Annotated in this window: 21 protein-coding genes; 14 read left to right on the top strand and 7 right to left on the bottom strand. The window is 67.7% G+C overall.

Going from position 1 to position 16,713, the window contains the following annotated elements; genetic code table 11:
* Positions 1-4 precede the first annotated feature (4 nt).
* Together LL236_RS13820 and LL236_RS13815 are read left to right on the top strand one after the other, a co-directional pair.
* Positions 5-748 (top strand): alpha/beta fold hydrolase, encoded by a 744-nt coding sequence (locus LL236_RS13820; protein ID WP_228179414.1) that lies wholly within the window; start codon positions 5-7, stop codon positions 746-748.
* Positions 749-803: 55 nt separating this feature from the next.
* Entirely contained in the window at positions 804-1,457 is a 654-nt protein-coding gene (locus LL236_RS13815; protein WP_228179413.1) for a hypothetical protein, read from the top strand.
* 87 nt (positions 1,458-1,544) lie between these two features.
* Here LL236_RS13815 and LL236_RS13810 read toward each other — a convergent pair whose 3' ends face one another.
* Positions 1,545-2,450: a LysR family transcriptional regulator gene (locus LL236_RS13810; RefSeq protein ID WP_228179412.1), complete on the bottom strand. Its 906-nt coding sequence runs from the start codon at positions 2,448-2,450 to the stop codon at positions 1,545-1,547.
* A gap of 133 nt (positions 2,451-2,583) precedes the next feature.
* On the opposite strand from LL236_RS13810, the gene LL236_RS13805 reads away from it, so the two are divergent.
* The 7 genes from LL236_RS13805 to LL236_RS13775 all read left to right on the top strand — a co-directional run bounded on the left by LL236_RS13805 (position 2,584) and on the right by LL236_RS13775 (position 9,326).
* Positions 2,584-3,612 carry an amidohydrolase family protein gene (locus tag LL236_RS13805; RefSeq protein ID WP_228179411.1) on the top strand — a complete coding sequence of 343 codons (1,029 nt, stop codon included), beginning with the start codon at positions 2,584-2,586 and terminating at the stop codon, positions 3,610-3,612.
* A gap of 10 nt (positions 3,613-3,622) precedes the next feature.
* Positions 3,623-4,315, top strand: a complete 693-nt coding sequence (gene ligK / locus LL236_RS13800) for a 4-carboxy-4-hydroxy-2-oxoadipate aldolase/oxaloacetate decarboxylase (RefSeq protein WP_228179410.1) — start codon at positions 3,623-3,625, stop codon at positions 4,313-4,315.
* A 2-nt stretch (positions 4,316-4,317) separates the two neighbouring features.
* Positions 4,318-5,253: an amidohydrolase family protein gene (locus tag LL236_RS13795; protein ID WP_228179409.1), complete on the top strand. Its 936-nt coding sequence runs from the start codon at positions 4,318-4,320 to the stop codon at positions 5,251-5,253.
* 2 nt (positions 5,254-5,255) lie between these two features.
* Positions 5,256-6,614, top strand: coding sequence for a protocatechuate 4,5-dioxygenase subunit alpha/beta (locus LL236_RS13790; RefSeq protein ID WP_228179408.1), 1,359 nt, complete (start codon positions 5,256-5,258; stop codon positions 6,612-6,614).
* A gap of 80 nt (positions 6,615-6,694) precedes the next feature.
* On the top strand, positions 6,695-7,651 hold the full coding sequence (locus LL236_RS13785; protein WP_228179407.1) for a Gfo/Idh/MocA family oxidoreductase: 957 nt from the start codon (positions 6,695-6,697) through the stop codon (positions 7,649-7,651).
* Entirely contained in the window at positions 7,648-8,622 is a 975-nt protein-coding gene (locus tag LL236_RS13780; protein WP_228179406.1) for an aldo/keto reductase, read from the top strand. The genes LL236_RS13785 and LL236_RS13780 overlap by 4 nt, the downstream gene beginning before the upstream one ends.
* Positions 8,619-9,326, top strand: coding sequence for a substrate-binding domain-containing protein (locus LL236_RS13775; protein WP_228179405.1), 708 nt, complete (start codon positions 8,619-8,621; stop codon positions 9,324-9,326). Before LL236_RS13780 ends, LL236_RS13775 begins: the two co-directional genes overlap by 4 nt.
* Positions 9,327-9,343: 17 nt before the next feature.
* Here LL236_RS13775 and LL236_RS13770 read toward each other — a convergent pair whose 3' ends face one another.
* Together LL236_RS13770 and LL236_RS13765 are read right to left on the bottom strand one after the other, a co-directional pair.
* Positions 9,344-10,633 carry an NAD(P)/FAD-dependent oxidoreductase gene (locus tag LL236_RS13770; protein WP_228179404.1) on the bottom strand — a complete coding sequence of 430 codons (1,290 nt, stop codon included), beginning with the start codon at positions 10,631-10,633 and terminating at the stop codon, positions 9,344-9,346.
* A gap of 29 nt (positions 10,634-10,662) precedes the next feature.
* A complete protein-coding gene (locus LL236_RS13765; RefSeq protein ID WP_228179403.1) occupies positions 10,663-11,052 on the bottom strand; it encodes a TIGR03618 family F420-dependent PPOX class oxidoreductase in 390 nt (129 codons plus the stop codon).
* Between the two features lie 63 nt (positions 11,053-11,115).
* Between LL236_RS13765 and LL236_RS13760 the strand changes: the two genes are divergently transcribed.
* Entirely contained in the window at positions 11,116-11,523 is a 408-nt protein-coding gene (locus tag LL236_RS13760) for a helix-turn-helix transcriptional regulator (RefSeq protein WP_228179402.1), read from the top strand.
* On the opposite strand, the gene LL236_RS15170 is transcribed toward LL236_RS13760, so the two are convergent.
* Both LL236_RS15170 and LL236_RS15165 read right to left on the bottom strand, forming a co-directional pair.
* Positions 11,501-11,935, bottom strand: coding sequence for a hypothetical protein (locus tag LL236_RS15170; RefSeq protein ID WP_445241961.1), 435 nt, complete (start codon positions 11,933-11,935; stop codon positions 11,501-11,503). The two genes, LL236_RS13760 and LL236_RS15170, sit on opposite strands and share 23 nt — an antisense overlap.
* Entirely contained in the window at positions 11,913-12,173 is a 261-nt protein-coding gene (locus LL236_RS15165; protein WP_414683113.1) for a hypothetical protein, read from the bottom strand. The genes LL236_RS15170 and LL236_RS15165 overlap by 23 nt, the downstream gene beginning before the upstream one ends.
* A gap of 107 nt (positions 12,174-12,280) precedes the next feature.
* Here LL236_RS15165 and LL236_RS13750 point away from each other — a divergent pair, with 107 nt between their 5' ends.
* Positions 12,281-12,694: a VOC family protein gene (locus LL236_RS13750; protein WP_228179401.1), complete on the top strand. Its 414-nt coding sequence runs from the start codon at positions 12,281-12,283 to the stop codon at positions 12,692-12,694.
* A 24-nt stretch (positions 12,695-12,718) separates the two neighbouring features.
* Here LL236_RS13750 and LL236_RS13745 read toward each other — a convergent pair whose 3' ends face one another.
* Positions 12,719-13,408, bottom strand: coding sequence for an aspartate/glutamate racemase family protein (locus LL236_RS13745; protein ID WP_228179400.1), 690 nt, complete (start codon positions 13,406-13,408; stop codon positions 12,719-12,721).
* Positions 13,409-13,493: 85 nt separating this feature from the next.
* On the opposite strand from LL236_RS13745, the gene LL236_RS13740 reads away from it, so the two are divergent.
* Genes LL236_RS13740 through LL236_RS13730 form a run of 3 tightly spaced genes read left to right on the top strand, consistent with a single transcriptional unit; the run spans position 13,494 to position 16,095 of the window.
* The gene (locus tag LL236_RS13740) at positions 13,494-14,450 is read left to right on the top strand and encodes a LysR family transcriptional regulator (protein WP_228179399.1); all 957 of its coding nucleotides are present in this window, start codon (positions 13,494-13,496) and stop codon (positions 14,448-14,450) included.
* Between the two features lie 47 nt (positions 14,451-14,497).
* Positions 14,498-15,301: an alpha/beta fold hydrolase gene (locus LL236_RS13735; protein ID WP_228179398.1), complete on the top strand. Its 804-nt coding sequence runs from the start codon at positions 14,498-14,500 to the stop codon at positions 15,299-15,301.
* Positions 15,302-15,309: 8 nt separating this feature from the next.
* A complete protein-coding gene (locus LL236_RS13730; protein ID WP_228179397.1) occupies positions 15,310-16,095 on the top strand; it encodes a dienelactone hydrolase family protein in 786 nt (261 codons plus the stop codon).
* A 90-nt stretch (positions 16,096-16,185) separates the two neighbouring features.
* Here LL236_RS13730 and LL236_RS13725 read toward each other — a convergent pair whose 3' ends face one another.
* Positions 16,186-16,620, bottom strand: a complete 435-nt coding sequence (locus tag LL236_RS13725; protein ID WP_228179396.1) for a GNAT family N-acetyltransferase — start codon at positions 16,618-16,620, stop codon at positions 16,186-16,188.
* Positions 16,621-16,713: the final 93 nt, after the last annotated feature.

The following is a 16,713-nucleotide window of genomic DNA, read 5'->3' as shown; positions in this document are numbered from 1 at the left end:
GCCCATGTCGTCATCCGCCCCCACCCTTGTTCTGGTCCATGGCGCCTGGGGAGGCGGCTGGGTCTGGCGGCGTGTGCTGGCGCCGCTGCGGGATGCCGGGTTCGAGGTCCACACCGTGACCCTGACCGGCGACGGCGAGCGGGCACACCTGCGCCGACCCGACATCGACCTGCACACGCACATCGCCGATGTCATCGGCCTGGTCGAGATGGAAGAGCTCGAGAACGTCGTGCTGGTCGGGCACAGCTACGGCGGCATGGTCATCACGGGCGCCGCCGTCGAACTCCAGCAGCGGCATCCGGGCGTGCTCTCGGGCCTGGTCTACGTCGACGCGATGTTCCCGCGCCCCGGAGACGGGTGGGGTGTTGCCCATTCGCCCGAGGTCGCCTCGGCGCGGCTGGCGGCAGCTGCAGAGAACGACAACTCGCTCCCGGCGCCCAACGCCGAATCAGGCTTCGACCTCACTCCCGAGGATGCAGCGTGGCTGAACCGCCGGCACGTGCCGCATCCGTTCGGGATGTACCGGCAGCCGCTCGACTACGACGCAGCCCTGCTCGAGGCGGTCCCACGCCTGTTCATTGACTGCACGGATCCCGCCTATCCGACGATCGAGCCGGTGCGGCGCCTCGTGCGCGAAGAGCCCGGATGGCAGGTCGTCGAGATCGCGACGGGGCACTTCCCGATGGTCACGACGCCGACGGAACTCATCGCTCACGTGCGCGGGTTCGCCGAGTCCTTGCGCTCTTGAGCGGCAGTCGCTGCCCTCCTGAGCGGGAGCCGCGGTGGCGGAGCACAATAGGACCATGACCGACTCACTGCCGAGCCTCGACACCCCGTGGACGCGACTTGACGCGGCATCCGTCGCTGACCTGCTCGCCGACACCGAGGCGCGCTGGTGGCTCTCGGGCGGGAGCGCCTATGACCAGTGGCGCGGCGAACCCCTGCGGGAGCGCGACCGCACCACGATCAGCACGGTGTACACCCAGCTCGATGACATCGTCGGCTCGCTCCCCGACGGAATGAGCTGCTGGGCGCGGATCGGCGACGAGCTCGTCCGGTGGTCCGACCTGCCCGACGGTGCCGACATTCCGTCGGCCTGGATCTTCGACGAGGCGATGGATGCCTGGGTCCTGCAGATCAACCTCGAAGACGGAACCGCTGACCGCTGGGTCTACCGGCGCGATCCTCGCCTACAGCTCCCGTGGGAGAAGGCAGTCCTCGACATCGATGACATTCCCACCGGCGCGCCCGAGGTGCAGCTGGTCTGGAAGGCACTGCGGCCCTACCCCGACGACGAAGCCGACAAGGACGTCATCCTTCCCGCGCTTCCCGAAGAGGCGCGGACCTGGTGGGAGAAGGCGATCCTGTCGATTCACCCACATTCGACGTGGTCGATCCACGTCCGCAGCCCGTTCGCACCCGCCAAAGCGAGCTGGAACCGCACCCGACGCAGCTGAAACAAAGGGGCTTGTTTTCGGTCGCGCCTAAGTGTGGGTCTGCGCCGGGTGAACCCGCATCAAGGCGCGACTGAACGGAGGGCCGGGCTAGATCTCGGTGCCGGGCTCGACGACCGCGCCGTGGACGAGCCGTCGGAACCAGCGCTGTGCCGGTGTGAGGCTCGACTCGCGCCGTGTGAAGATCGCTACCGGGGTGCTCTGGCCCGGCCAGGGCAGGTCCGCGATGCGGAGCGCCGGGAACCAGCCGCAGAACACTTCAGCAACGTGACGGGGCAAGAACGTCACCAGATCGGTGTCTTGCAGCACCGCCGGGAGCGTGCCGTACTCCTCGACAGTCAGCGCGACCTGCGGCATGAGTCCGTGCTCGAGCAGCAGCTGCAGCGGGTAGGTGTGGCCGCCGCGGGATGACACGCGCACGAACCCGCGTCCGTCGAACATGTCAGGCCCCGGTGGGGGCAACGGATGCCGTCGCGAGGTGAGCGCCACGTACTCCACAGCGCGCACCGGCGTGCGCCAGAGGCGCGCGGCATCCATGAGTGCGACGGTGATGGCGAGGTCGAGGTGTCCCCGCACGAGCTCTTCCTCCACCTCGTCGGCATCCAACCGCTTCACCGCGAGGCGCGCGGTCGATCGCTCGCGCGCGAGGGCCGCCATGATCGGCGGCAGGAACGTCTGCTCACCGATCGAGGTCAGCCCGAGGGAGAGCTCTCCGGTGAATGCCGACGGATCAAAGGATGCCGTCTCGCTCACCGTCGACTCGATCTGCGCGAGTGCTTCGTGCAGCGGGCCGAACAGCTGGGTCGCGCGGGTCGTGGGCACCATGACGTGCCCCTCGCGCCGGAACAGATCGTCGCCGAAGCGCTCTCTCAGACGCGCGAGCGTGTAGCTCACCGTGGGCTGCGTGACATGCAGGAACTCCGCGGTCGCCGTGAGGCTGCGCAGTTCGTAGAGCACGACAAAGGTGCGCAGTTGGTTCAGATCCGGGATGGCCATGCATCGACTCCGTCTATGGAGAAGGACTCCGGAATCTATTGGACCATACCGAAGCCCCGACTTACTCTCGAAACAAGCACCCCTCGCGACAGCGCCAGTGACAGCGCCAATCCAGTGACAAGGACGACACTCGGTGATCATCGACATCCACGGCCACTACACCACCGCACCGGCCCAGCTCGGAGCGTGGCGTGACCTGCAGATTGCCTTCGCGAACGGCCAGGGCGAAGCCCCCGATCCCGCCGCGTTGCACATCAGCGACGACGACATCCGCGAAACCATAGAAGCCAACCAGCTGAAGCTCATGAATGAGCGTGGCTCCGACCTCACGGTCTTCAGCCCGCGGGCATCCTTCATGGCCCACCACATCGGCGACCTTCAGGTCAGCCAGACCTGGGCGCGCATCTGCAACGACCTCGTCGCGCGGGTGAGCGGGCTCTTCCCCGACCGCTTCATCATGGGCGCGATGCTCCCCCAATCGCCAGGCGAAGATCCGGCGACGTCGGTGCCCGAGCTCGTGCGTGCGGTCGAAGAACTCGGCGCGGTCGAGATCAACCTCAACCCCGACCCGTCCGGTGGCCTGTGGACTGCACCCGCGCTCACCGACCGCTCCTGGTACCCCGTCTACGAGAAGCTCGTCGAGTACGAGATCCCCGCGATGATCCATGTGAGCACCTCGTGCAAGTCGCAGTTCCACACCACCGGCGATCACTACCTCGGCGCCGACACGACTGCCTTCATGCAGCTGCTCAAGGGGGATCTGTTCCGCGACTTCCCCGACCTGAAGTTCGTCATCCCGCACGGCGGCGGCGCCGTCCCCTACCACTGGGGCCGGTTCCGGGGACTCGCGATGGCCCTCGGCAAGCCCGAGCTCGAAGAGCACCTGCTGAACAACGTGTTCTTCGACACCTGCGTCTACCACCAGCCGGGCATCAACCTGCTCACTGAGGTCATCCCGACCGAGAACATCCTGTTCGCAAGCGAAATGATCGGGGCGGTGCGCGACATCGACCCGCGCACCGGCCACTACTTCGACGACACCAAGCGCTACGTCGACGCAACCCCGAACCTGACGGATGCCGAACGCGAGCTCGTCTTCGAGGGCAACGCCCGCCGGGTCTACCCGCGGCTGGATCGCGCACTTGCGGCGCAGGGGAAGTGAGAGGACCATCATGCGACTGAACAACCTCGGCATCGTCCGCACGAAGATCGAGCGGCCCGACCCCGCCGATGTCGCGCGCCTGTCACAGTTCGGTGTCGCGACGATCCATGAGGCGATGGGCCGCGTCGGACTGCTTCGCCCCTACATCCGTCCCGCCTACACCGGGGCGAAGCTGTGCGGACCGGCAGTGACAGTGCTGCTGCAGCCCGGTGACAACTGGATGTTCCATGTTGCTGCCGAGCAGGTGCAGGAGGGTGACGTGATCGTCGCGGGCTGCACGACCGAGAGTGAAGACGGCTTCTTCGGCGAGCTCCTGGCCACCTCCCTCACCGCTCGGGGGTGCAAGGGCCTGGTCATCGACGGCGGCGTTCGCGACGTTGCCGACCTCGAGAAGATGAACTTCCCGGTCTTCTCGCGCGCGATCAACTCCAAGGGAACTGTCAAGGCGACCCTCGGCTCGGTCAACGTCGATGTCGTCGTCGCGAACGCCCTGGTCCACCCCGGCGATGTCGTTGTCGCGGATGTCGACGGTGTCGTGGTCGTGCCTCGCGAGCTCGTCGGCGCAGTGGCCGATGCCAGCCAGAAGCGCGAAGACAACGAAGAGTCCAAGCGCCAGAAGTTCCGCGAGGGCGTGCTGGGCCTGGATATCTACGGCATGCGTGAGCCGCTTGCCGCCGCCGGCCTCGAGTACGTGGAGGACTGACGATGGCCCACGGAGACACGAGCGGCGGGTTCGAGAAGACCCCCGGATGGCTGGACTGGTACGACGGTCCCTCGACGCCGAAATTCCGGGTGCCCGAGGGCGCGGTCGACGCGCACTGCCACGTGTTCGGACCCGGAGAGCAGTTCCCGTACGCCCCGGAGCGCAAGTACACACCGTGCGACGCCTCAGCCGACCAGCTCTTCGCGCTGCGTGATCAGCTCGGATTCGACCGGAACGTCATCGTGCAGGCCACCTGCCACGGCGCCGACAACCGCGCTCTCGTCGACGCGCTGCGCCGCAGCGAAGGCCGCGCTCGCGGGGTGGCCACGGTGCGCCGCGATGTGACGGATGCCGACCTCGCCGACCTGCACACTGCCGGTGTGCGCGGGGTGCGCTTCAACTTCGTCAAGCGACTGGTCGACCGTGTGCCGACCGATTCGCTGCAGGAGATCGTCGCGAAGATCGCGCCGCTGGGATGGCACGTCGTCATCTACTTCGAGGCCGAGGACCTACCAGACCTCTACGAGTTCTTCTCGAGCATTCCCACCGACGTCGTCGTCGACCACATGGGCCGGCCCGACGTCAGCAAGGATCCCGACGGTCCCGAGTTCGACCTCTTCCTGCGCTTCATGCGGGAGAACCCGAACGTGTGGACCAAGGTGTCGTGCCCGGAGCGGCTGAGCATCACCGGCCCCCGAGCTCTCGACGGTGAACAGCACGCCTACACCGATGTCGTGCCGTTTGCCCGACGCGTGGTCGAGGAATTCCCCGACCGCGTGCTGTGGGGAACAGATTGGCCCCACCCCAACCTCAAGGACCACATGCCCGATGATGGCTTGCTGGTCGATTACATCCCCCAGATCGCCACGACCGCCGAGTTGCAGCAGAAGCTGCTGGTCGACAACCCGCGGCGACTCTACTGGCCAGAAGGAGACTGACCATGGCACTCGACAAGCCCTACAAGAACGTTCCCGGCACGATCATTTTCGACGCCGAGCAAGCCCGCAAGGGCTACCAGATCAACCAGCTCTGCATGTCGTTCATGAAGCCGGAGAACCGCGAACGGTACCTCGCCGACCGTGAGGCCTACCTCGACGAATGGCAGCTGACACCCAAGGCGCGGCAGGCGATCCTCGACCTCGACCTCAACGCCGCGATGGAAGAGGGTGGCAACATCTACTTCCTCGCCAAGCTCGGAGCCACCCACGGTCTGAGCTTCCAGCAGATGGCCGGTTCCATGACCGGCATGAGCGAGGCCGCCTACCGCGACATGATGATCTCGGGCGGCCGCCGCCCCGAGGGCAACCGCATGAAGGACCTCGATGGCTGGACGCCGCCGCAGCCCGGCGAGAAGGCCGAGACGATGCGGCCGGATGCTCCCGCCAAGCTCACCTCGGCCCTGTACACCTCTCACGTGCCGGCAATCGGCGCGGCGATGGACCTCGGCAAGACCGAAGAGCCGTACTGGAAGAAGGTCTTCGACGGCTACACCTGGACCCGCAAGTGGGCCAAGGAGAACACGCCAGACGTCGTCATCCTGGTCTACAACGACCACGCCACGGCTTTCGACTCCTCGCTGATCCCGACGTTCGTGCTCGGTACGGGCGCTGAGTACCCCGTCGCCGACGAGGGCTACGGCCCCCGCCCGGTGCCCGACGTCAAGGGTTACCCGGAGTTCGCTGCCCACCTGGCACAGTCGGTCATCCAGGATGACTTCGACCTGACCCTCGTGAACGAGATGGTCGTCGACCACGGACTCACCGTGCCGCTCTCGCTCGTGTACGGCCAGGTCGAGGAATGGCCGGTCAAGGTCATCCCGCTCGCGGTCAACGTCGTGCAGTACCCGGTACCGTCGGGTCGCCGCTGCTACGAGCTCGGCAAGGCACTGCGCCGCGCCATCGACAAGTGGGACGGCCCCGAGCTGAACGTGCAGATCTGGGGCACCGGCGGCATGAGCCACCAGCTCCAGGGCCCGCGCGCCGGGCTCATCAACCAGGAATGGGACAACGCGTTCCTCGACATGCTGATCTCCGACCCGCTGGGCCTGACCGAATGGCCGCACATCGACTACGTCGACGAGGCCGGTTCGGAAGGCATCGAGCTGGTCATGTGGCTCATCGCCCGCGGCGCGATGGACGACCAGTTCGGTGGCGGCGCTCCCGAGGTGAACCACCGGTTCTACCACGTACCCGCCTCGAACACGGCTGTCGGTCACCTCGTCATCACCAACCCCGTCGCAGCCCCCACGGCCGACGCCGAGGTCGAAGAAGAGAAGGTTCCTGTCGGCGCAACGGCCTGACAGGCTGACCATAGACCCGCTCCGTGGGGATCGGTCGCGCGATCCCCACGGAGCGCACCACGTTCGAAGGAGGACACCGAATGAGCAGTGACAAGGTCCGAATCGCCGTTGTCGGCGCGGCAGGCGCCTTCGGCATGAAGCACCTCGACGGCCTGGCCAACATCCCCGACGCAGAGGTGACGGTCGTCAGCGGCACCAAGCCCGAGGCCACGCAGGCCGTCGCCGAAAAGTACGGGGTTGCGAACGCCGTCGTCGGTTACGACGCCGTCCTCGAGCGCGATGACGTGGATGCCGTCATCCTCGCCACCCCCACCGGGATGCACGCGTCGCAGACGCAGGCAGCGCTCGCCGCAGGTAAGCACGTGCAGGTCGAGATTCCGCTGGCCGATTCACTTGCGGATGCCGAAGCCACCCTCGCCGCCGCCGAGGCATCCGATCGCGTCACCATGGTGGGACACACCCGCCGGTTCAATCCGTCGCACCAGTGGATCCACCAGCGCATCCAGAGCGACCAGTTCCACATCCAGCAGATGGATGTGCAGACCTACTTCTTCCGTCGCACCAACACGAACGCGAAGGGCGAGCCGCGGTCGTGGACCGACCACCTGCTGTGGCACCACGCCGCCCACACCGTCGACCTGTTCGCCTACCAGGCGGGGCGCATCGTCCAGGCCAATGCGATTCAGGGTCCCATCCACCCGGAGCTCGGGATCGCGATGGACATGTCGATCCAGCTCAAGGCTGAGACCGGCGCGATCTGCACCCTCTCGCTCTCGTTCAACAACGAGGGACCGTTCGGCACGTTCTTCCGCTACATCGGCGACACCGGCACCTACATCGCCCGCTACGACGACCTCGTGAACGGCAAGGAAGAGCCGATCGACGTGTCGCAGGTCGCGGTCAGCATGAACGGCATCGAACTGCAGGACCGCGAGTTCGTGGCTGCGATCCGCGAGGGACGCGAACCCAATTCGTCGGTGCGGCAGGTCTTCGACTGCTACCGCGTGCTCGGGATGCTGGAGGAGCAGCTCGCATGAACCTGCCCCGGTACGGGCTCGGATGCATGTCACTCAGTCACGCGTACGGGGTGGCGCCGCAGCCCGAGGAGGGCCTGCGGTTGTTGCAGACCGCGCTCGATGAAGGCGTCACGTTCTTCGACACCGCGACCCTGTACGGGGGCGGCCGCAACGAAGAACTCGTCGGCAAGGCCATTGCGGGCCGACGGGACGAGATCATCCTTGCCAGCAAGGGTGGGATGGCGATCGTCGACGGTTCACGCGTCATCGATGGTCGCCCTGAGACGCTGCGGGCGCAGGTGGATGCGTCGCTTCGCCGACTGGACGTCGACCACATCGACCTCTACTACCTGCACCGCTGGGACAAGTCGGTGCCGATCGCCGATAGCGTCGCGGCGCTCGCCGAAGCCGTTGATGCCGGCAAGATCGGTGCGATCGGACTCTCGGAGGTCTCGGTGGCGCGACTCCGGGAAGCGCAGCAGGTCGCGCCCATCGCCGCGGTGCAGAACGAATACTCCCTGTGGAGCCGGAATGCGGAGCTGGGCATGCTCGAGGCGACGAAATCCGACGGCATCGCACTCGTGGCGTTCTCGCCGGTCGCGCGGGGGTTCCTCGCCGATGCCGTCCACAACCCCGAGGAGCTCGTGGCCAAAGACATCCGCCGCGGGATGCCGCGGTTCCAGTCGCCGCACTGGGAAGCCAATGCAGCGCTGCTGCCGGCATGGCGCGCCCTCGCTGCTGAGGCAGGGGTCAGCCCGGCCCAGCTCGCGCTCGCGTGGCTGTCGTCTCGAGGTGAGCATGTCGTCCCGATTCCCGGGACGACGAACATCGACCACCTGCGCGAGATCATCGCCGCTGCGCAGCTCGAGGTCACGCCCGACATACTGGAGCGCGCCGGCGAGCTCATCGGCACTGAAACCGTGTCGGGTCCCCGGTACCCGGCGAACAACGCTGTCGAGGTCGACACCGAGACATTCGAGGATGCCGCGTGAAGGCCATTTCGTCGATGGCGACGCGGCTGCTGCTTGCCGACCTCATGGCGGCCGCCGACGATGCCGGGCTCGGGCACGTCGAGATCGAGTCGGTCGGTGGAGTCGACGCGGCTGACCGGGTCGCCGCCGGCGAAGAGTTCGACCTCGTCTTCCTTGCCGACGGTGCGCTAGCGAAGCTCGCCGCCGGCGGACACGTCGTGGCGGCATCCGTGGCGCCCCTCGTGCTGTCGCAGGTGGCAGTGGGCGCTCCGTCGGGCACTGACGCTCCGGCGACCGCGGTCTCCGATCCCGCATTCCCGGATGCCGCCGCTGTGCGGGAGGCGATTCGGGAGGCGAGGAAGATCGGCTACTCGACCGGTCCGAGCGGCACCGCACTGGTGTCGATGATTGAGGACTGGGGCCTGAGCGCGGAAGTCGGTGATCGGCTGGTCCAGGCGAGGCCCGGCATCCCTGTCGCGCGCCTTCTCGCCGATGGCGACGTCGATCTCGGCTTTCAGCAGCTGAGTGAGCTCGTCGGCAGCCCGGGTGTCAGTGTGCTGGGCGTTTTGCCCCAGGACTGCGCGATCGACACCGTGTTCTCGGGCGCGATTGCCGCGACGTCGTCGGAGCCGGAGGGCGCGGCCGCAATCCTCGCCTTCCTGCGCACCGACGCTGCTCGCGACATCGCGCGCTCGCGCCACTTCGCGCCACCGCCCGCGCCGTAGCGCGCTGGCGGCTTCTTTCAGCTGGGCGCCCCGGCGATAAGAGCGCGGGCAACCCGGTCGCCGGAAACCAGCGCGCCCTGAATCGACGCGGTGTCGCGGTGATCGCCCGCGATGTAGACGCGTTCCGAGAGTCGCGCGCGCGTGACGGTTCGCAGCGGCACTGACTGCGCCGGCAGCGCGTGCGGGATGTCATCGCGTCGCAACAAGCGCCAGTCAGTGGCATCCGTACCCCAGATCTGAGAGGCGTGCCGCCGTACCTGCGCCTCGGTCGGAGAATCGAAGGAACCTCGGTGTGTCGCCGGCGGCAGCAGGCAGGTCGCCTGGACGAGGTGCATGCCCTTCGGCGCATACGAGGGCACGGCGTGCGACATCACCGCCGTGTTCACGACCGGTCCGGCGCGCGTGCCGTCCACCGCGATCATGCCGGATGCCGACGGCGCGGCGTCCGTCGCGAACCACCACGTCTGCAGGCCGCGGGTCCTCGGCACGGGAATCGGCGCGAGTCCTGATGCCGCCTCCGGTCCGACGGCGACGATCACCGCGTCAGCGCTCACCGGGTCTGCCCCGGCAACAGCGACCTCGACGCCCGCGGCAGTCTCACGGAGGGCGGTCACGCGACGCTGCACGGCGATTTCGGCGCCGAGCGTCCGGGCGTAGGCGGCGAGCTGTTCGGGAAGGGCCTGGATGCCGCGCTCGGGCAGGCCCGGGCGGCCCAGCGCGAACATGCGAATCAGCAGCCGAACGAAGGCGTCGGAGGTCTCGAAGCTCCCGTCAGCGATGACGCCGGAAAGGAACGGCTCGAGCACCGCGGTTCTCAGCGGGCCGGTCAGTCCGGCACGATCCCACGCCTCATGCACCGGCAGATCGCGGCCGGCGGCGGCTTGGCGGATCACGCGCCGGGGAGCGCTGAGCGCCGTTGCGGCCCAACGCACCAGTCCGGCAACGTCCCGTGGCGCGAGAAGACCACTGCGAAGTGTCGCGGCGAGAATCGACGGATGCCGGCGCGGATCTGCCAGCGTCGCGAGGCCGCGCTCGCGCCGCACCTGCACCCCGACGGGGAACGGCTTCAGGCGTAGCGCCTGAATGTCCACCCAGCGCCGCACCGCGGGATAGGCGGGATTGAGCACTTGGAACCCGCGATCAAGCAGAAAGCCGTCGACGGCGTCAGTGCGCTGCCGGCTACCGACGGTGTCTGCAGCCTCGAGAACGACAACGTCGCGTCCGGCGTGTCCGAGCGTGATCGCTGCCCGAAGTCCTGCCAGCCCGGCACCGACAACGACCACATCATGCTGCGGCGTTCGTGCCATGACTGTCCTCCGGGCTCAGTACTACGACGCTACGGTGCCACGAGTCCCGCGGAACCCATGATCTTCTCGGGCCGCAGCTCGATCGCCACCCGGCGCGGATTGGGCTGCGGCTGCCGGTACCGCGCCGCATAGAGTTCCACGGCGCGCGCGACGGCATCCGGATCGCGCGACACCGTCGCGTGCCCCGCAATGCTCAGCCACTGAGGGCCCGCGATCTGCGCGACGGTAGCGCGACCATCCCGTTCGATGTTGCGCACCTTCTGGCTACCGTCCATCGTGATGATCCGCACCAGACCGTCTGCGAAGCTGAATCCGACCGCGACGACGTGGAGGAGCCCGGAGGGCGCGAGCGTCGACAGTGTTGCGAGGTGGTAGTCCGAGACGAAGCGCTGCCCGTCGTGGGTGAGAGCCGTGGCCATGCCCTCGATCCTGCCGCACCAGCGTCGACAGAGCGCGCCACATCGTGTGAGACTCGGGGCACCATGCCTCCGAATCCCGACGATCTTCGCGATCTCGCGCTCCTGCGCCGCGTCCGGGACCGCATCGACCGCGAGTACGCCGCGCCCCTGGGTGTCGAGGAACTCGCCCGGGGCGCCCACATGTCAGCGGGGCACCTGAGCCGAAAGTTCAAGGCGGCCTTCGGTGAGAGCCCGTACTCGTACCTCATGACCCGCCGGATCGAGCGCGCCATGACACTGCTGCGACGGGGAGATCTCAGCGTCACCGAGGTGTCGCTGGCGGTGGGTTGCGCGTCCCTCGGCACCTTCAGCACCCGGTTCACCGAGCTCGTCGGAATGCCGCCGAGTGCTTATCGGGCGCTCGCCGAACATGACGCGGCGGGCCTGATTCCCTGTGTCGCGAAACAGGTCACGCGGCCGATCCGGCGCTGACCGCAGCATCCCAGCGCTGAAGCGCGCGCAGCGCGAGAAACGTCACCCACTTCGACGGTTCACCCGGTTCGACGTCCAGGGGGAACCACACTGCGCCCTCGAGTTTGTCGCCTTGCAGCCATCTGCCGTCGGGCTGCCGTGCGTCCCGAACTCTGTCGATGGTCTCGGCAATGCGGAGGTCGGGTCGAACGCCGTCGTGAGCGGCAGCCTCGGTGAAGTAGTCGACGGCCTTCAGCGCCGTATGCGGGTGCCGGTAGGGGTACATCAGCAGATCCGCCCACGTCCCCACCGGCTCGCCCGTCGACAGGCGGTAGCGCAAGCGGCGCTCGAGCAGATACTCCTCCCCGCGATGACGGACCTTCGCCAGGGTGTCATCGCCCGTGAGTTGCTCATACGCCAGGATGCCGCGCACCGGTCCACGGCTGGCCTGGTCCCTCGCCCGTATACCCCGCCGGAAAGTAGGCGCCCCCAGCCCACTGGCCATCGGCATCCTGCAGCGCGAGCAGCCGCGCGGCGTCGCCTTCATGCGCCATGCTCGCCCGCGTCGCCTGCCACACCTCTTCGGGCGCGCCCGTCAGATCGCGCTGCACCTGCCACCGCAGTGTGGGGTCGGAATCCAACAGCCACTGCTCGAGCTCGTCACGGTCCATGCCCGAAGGGTAAGTCACGCCGCCGACGCGCGACAGTGGGTCGCGGGCGCCCCTATCGGTCACGAATCGAGAAGCGCACACCGGATTCGGCCACTACCGTGACGGGTATGCAGACCACTATTCACTCGAGCTTTCTTCCTCATCTCGAGCCCGAGCAGTCGCTCGCCTTCTACCGCGACGTTCTCGGGTACGAGGTGCGGCTGGATGTCGGGTACGAGGACCTGCGCTGGATCACGGTCGGTCCGGCAGGCCAGCCCGACACCGCGATCGTGCTGCATCCGCCGGCCGCTACCCCCGGACTGACCGACCAGGAGCGCACGACACTGCTGGAGCTGATCGCGAAGGGCTCGTACTTCGGGATCAACCTGGCAACCCGCGACCTCGACGCAACCTTCGCGGCTCTCGAGGCCGCCGGTGCCGAGATCGTGCAGGAGCCGATCGATCAGGACTACGGCGTGCGGGACTGCGCGGTGCGCGACCCCGCCGGCAACCTCATCCGCATTCAGCAGCTCACCGACTGACGCGTCGCACTCCCGGGCTGTAGATCACGCGAAGGCTGCCTCGACCGCCGCCTCGATGTGCAGGCGGGCGGTCGGGAACACCGGGACGGGGCAGTCCTCCCCCGTTACGAGCAGTTCGATCTCGGTGCAGCCCAGGATGATTCCCTCAGCACCATCGGCGACCAGGCCCTCGATGATCCGGCGGTACGAGGCGCGGGACTCGTCGCTGACAATGCCCATGGCGAGCTCGTCGAAGATCACGCGGTGCACGAGGTCGCGGTCCCTATCACCGGGGATGACGACGTCCAAGCCGTGTTCGGCCAGGCGTTCCCGGTAGAAGGTCTGCTCCATCGTGAATGCCGTGCCCAAGAGCCCGACCCGAGACAGTCCGGCGGCGCGGACCGCAACTGCAGCGGCATCCGCGATGTGCAGCAGCGGAACATCGATCGCCGCAGAGACCTCTGGTGCGACCTTGTGCATCGTGTTGGTGCAGATGAGCACCATCTCGGCGCCGGCATCCTGCAACCCGCGCGCGTGAGTCGCGAGAAGGTCGGCCGCATCGCCCCACCGATCCTCGCGTTGCATCAGGCCGATCTCGGCGAAGTCGACGGAGTCGAGCAGGATCTTCGCGGAGTGCAGCCCGCCCATCCGATCGCGCACCGTCTGGTTCGCGATGCGGTAGTACTCCGCGGTGGATTCCCAGCTCATGCCGCCCAGCAGGCCGATGGTTTTCATGCTTCAACAAGACCACCGCGCGATACTTCAGCACAACGGCATACTTGTATGAAGAAACCAAAGCAGTGCTAATGAATGGGGTGACATGGAACCGCACGAGACGCACGCCGACCTGGATGCGCCGCGCGCCCTGCCGGCGCTCGACCCCCGCAGCATCCTGATCTTCCGCGAGGTCGGACGCACCGGATCACTCACCGGCGCTGCCCAGGTGCTCGGCTGGACGCAGCCGGCGGTCAGCCAACACGTCCGGCGCCTCGAAGCGGTCGCCGGCGTTCCCCTCCTTGCGCGGGAGGGCCGCGGGGTGGTCGTGACGGATGCCGGGCGCGCCCTGCTGCGTCACGCCGACGCCCTCGCTGCAGCTCTGCATGACGCCGAGCACGAGCTCGCCGACCACGCTCACCTGCGCGCGGGCCGCGTGAGGATCGCATCCTTCCCTTCGGCCAGCGCCACGATCGCGGCGCGTGCCGTCAGCGACCTGGCCGAGAGGTTTCCGGGGATCGATCTGCGGCTGGAGCAGCTCGAACCACCCGAGGCCCTCCGCGCGCTCGAGGAGGGGGCGTGCGATATCGCCATCGTCTTCGAGTACGACGATGGACACGTCTCGGTTCCGGCCGACGCTGATCGCACCCCCCTCGGGGTTGATCCACTCCAGATCGTCCTTCCCCCCGGGCATCCGCTGACGGCGCGGTCCGAGATCCGGCTCGACGATCTTGCCGACGAACAGTGGGTGACCGGATGCATCAGCTGCCGCAAACACCTGTTGACCTCGACCTCGGCTGCGGGGTTCACTCCCGACATCCGTCACAGCACTGATGACTACGTCGTCGTGCAGGCACTGGTCGCCACGCGCATGGCAGTCGCCGTCCTTCCCTCCCTCGCCCTTCGTGCGAGCCGAAACCCCGACGTGACCGTGCATCCGCTCGCCGACCATGCTCCGCGCCGTGTCTCGGCCATCACGCGGCGCAGTGCTCGGTCAGTGCCGTCGGTGGGCGCCGCGCTCGCTGCAATACAGCGGGCAGCCCAGGCCCTGGAAAGGGTCTGACCTCGGCATCCGACCCCGCTTCCCCGTGCCCGCGGAAGAATGGGCCCATGGATGCCGCACCGCGCCCGCTGACCGAAATGCCCGACCCGCAGTACGTCATGGTGGGCGAGGGGTACCGCATCGCCACGTACTCGTGGGGCGATCCCGACGCCGAGACTGTGCTCGCGGTCCACGGGTTCTCGTCGAGCTGCCGCGACAACTGGGTGAACACCGGCTGGGTCCGCGACCTCACTCGCGCCGGATTCCGCGTTCTCGGCGTGGATCAGCGCGGACACGGTGCGAGCGACAAGCCGCACGATCCTCGCGCGTACGAGATGCCCGCGTTCATCGACGACCTCGCAACAGTGCTCGACACGTACCTGATCGACTCCGCGCGCTACCTCGGCTATTCGCTCGGCGCTCGGGTTGGATGGCAGCTCGCTGTCGACCGCCCGCAGCTGGTGAGCCGTGCAGTTCTCGGCGGCATCCCCGACGGCACGCCGCTGGCACGCCTCCAGCTCGACCAGGCGAAGGCGTATGTCGCCGACGGCACTCCGGTGACCGACAAGGTCACCAACAACTACGTGACCCTGGCCGAGCGAGTCCCGGGCAACGATCTGACAGCTCTCGTCGCGCTCGCCGAGGGAATGCGTTTCGGTGAGGACGGCGACCCCGACCCCGACCGGCCTCCGCAACAGCCCGTGCTGTTTGCGACCGGCAGCGAAGACGCGATTCTTCCGCGGTCGCGGCGCCTTGCCGAGGCGACTCCGAACGGCACGTTCGTCGAGATCCCCGACCGGCACCACTTCAACACCCCAGGGTCCCGCGACTTCCGGGCCGCCGGCGTCGAGTTCTTCGCCACGAGTGATTGACTGAGCGCGTGAGCGAGCTTCTCGCGCAGTGGCAGATGATCCCCTTCGAGCACGAGGGGGTACGCCACGACGTCTACTACCGGGGCGACGGGCCGGGAGTCATCCTGGTCCCCGAGTTACCGGGAGCCACCCCCGAGGTGATCGCTCTCGGGGAGCGCCTGGTTGCGGCCGGTTTTCGGGTCGCGATGCCGTCGGTGATCGGCACGCCGGAGCGTCCCATCAGCGGCGGATACATCGCGGGCTCGGCGCTTCGTATGTGCGTCTCGCGGGAGTTCGCGGCCTTCGCGCGCCGCGCCGACCGGCCGATCGCCCATTATCTGCGGGCACTCGCCCGCCAACTGCATGCCGAATGCGGCGGGCCCGGTGTGGGCGTGATCGGGATGTGCTTCTCGGGCGGATTCGCGCTCGCCGCAGCAGCTGACGAGAGCGTGCTGGCCCCCGTGCTTTCGCAGCCGGCGATGCCGCCGCCGATCGGGGCAGGTAAGTCGGCGACGGGTCTGAGCATTATCGAGGAGGCGGCGGTCAGCCGCCGCGCCGCGGACGGCCTGTGTGCCCTCGGACTTCGATTCACGCAGGACCGCAGCGTGCCGCCGCAGCGCTTCGCCGCCTTCGAGCGCCTGCTCGGCGAGGGCTGGCGTGCGTTCGAGATCGACTCGTCGCCCGGCAATCCTCACGGCATCCCCGCTAACGCGCACTCCGTACTGACGGATGCCTCGGCAGACGTCCCCGCCCACCCGACCCATCGCGCGAACGAACTCCTGGTCGACTTCCTGCGCGAGCGCCTGACCGGTTAAGGCGTCGAGCCCTCAGATCGCGAGGTCGGCATCCTCCACCAATACCAAACGAGCCAGCACGCGCCGAACGAGCCGGCAGTGCGGGCTGGCTCAGCGGGATCGGGCTTGTTGGCGGGGGTTCGACGGGCGCCAGCCGCCTCCCGCGGGGCGGCGCATCGGTACGTGCGGGATGTCGTCCTCCGAGAACGCCGGACCCGATACCTCGAACCCGAAACGCGCGTACCAGTCGGCGAGCTGAGATTGTGCGTCGAGCACGATCGGCACCCCGGGTTCCCGCTCCTCGCATCGAGCGACGGCGCGACGCATGAGCTCTGCCGCGATGCCGCGCCCGCGGGCTGCGGCGTCAGTGGCAACCCGCCCGATGCGCATCTCGGTCGGGTCCACGAGGATGCGCAGGGTGGACAGCACCTCATCGCCGTCGCTCGCCCACATCAGCTCCGCGCCGGGCTCGATGTCGCGGCCGTCGAGTTCCGGGTAGGCCGCGCGCTGCTCGACCACGAACACGCGAAGCCGAAGCCACAGCATCCGGTACAGCGTCTCGGGCTCTGTTGCAAAAATCGTGAAGCTTGAGCATGCTTGGCGGAGATTGGACGGACGGAACGATGACGGATTTCAAGT

This window comes from Microbacterium schleiferi, from assembly GCF_020781975.1.
GTDB lineage: Bacteria > Actinomycetota > Actinomycetes > Actinomycetales > Microbacteriaceae > Microbacterium.
The sequence above is the reverse complement of the archived record's forward strand: the minus strand, read 5'-3'. Positions and strand labels throughout refer to the sequence as shown.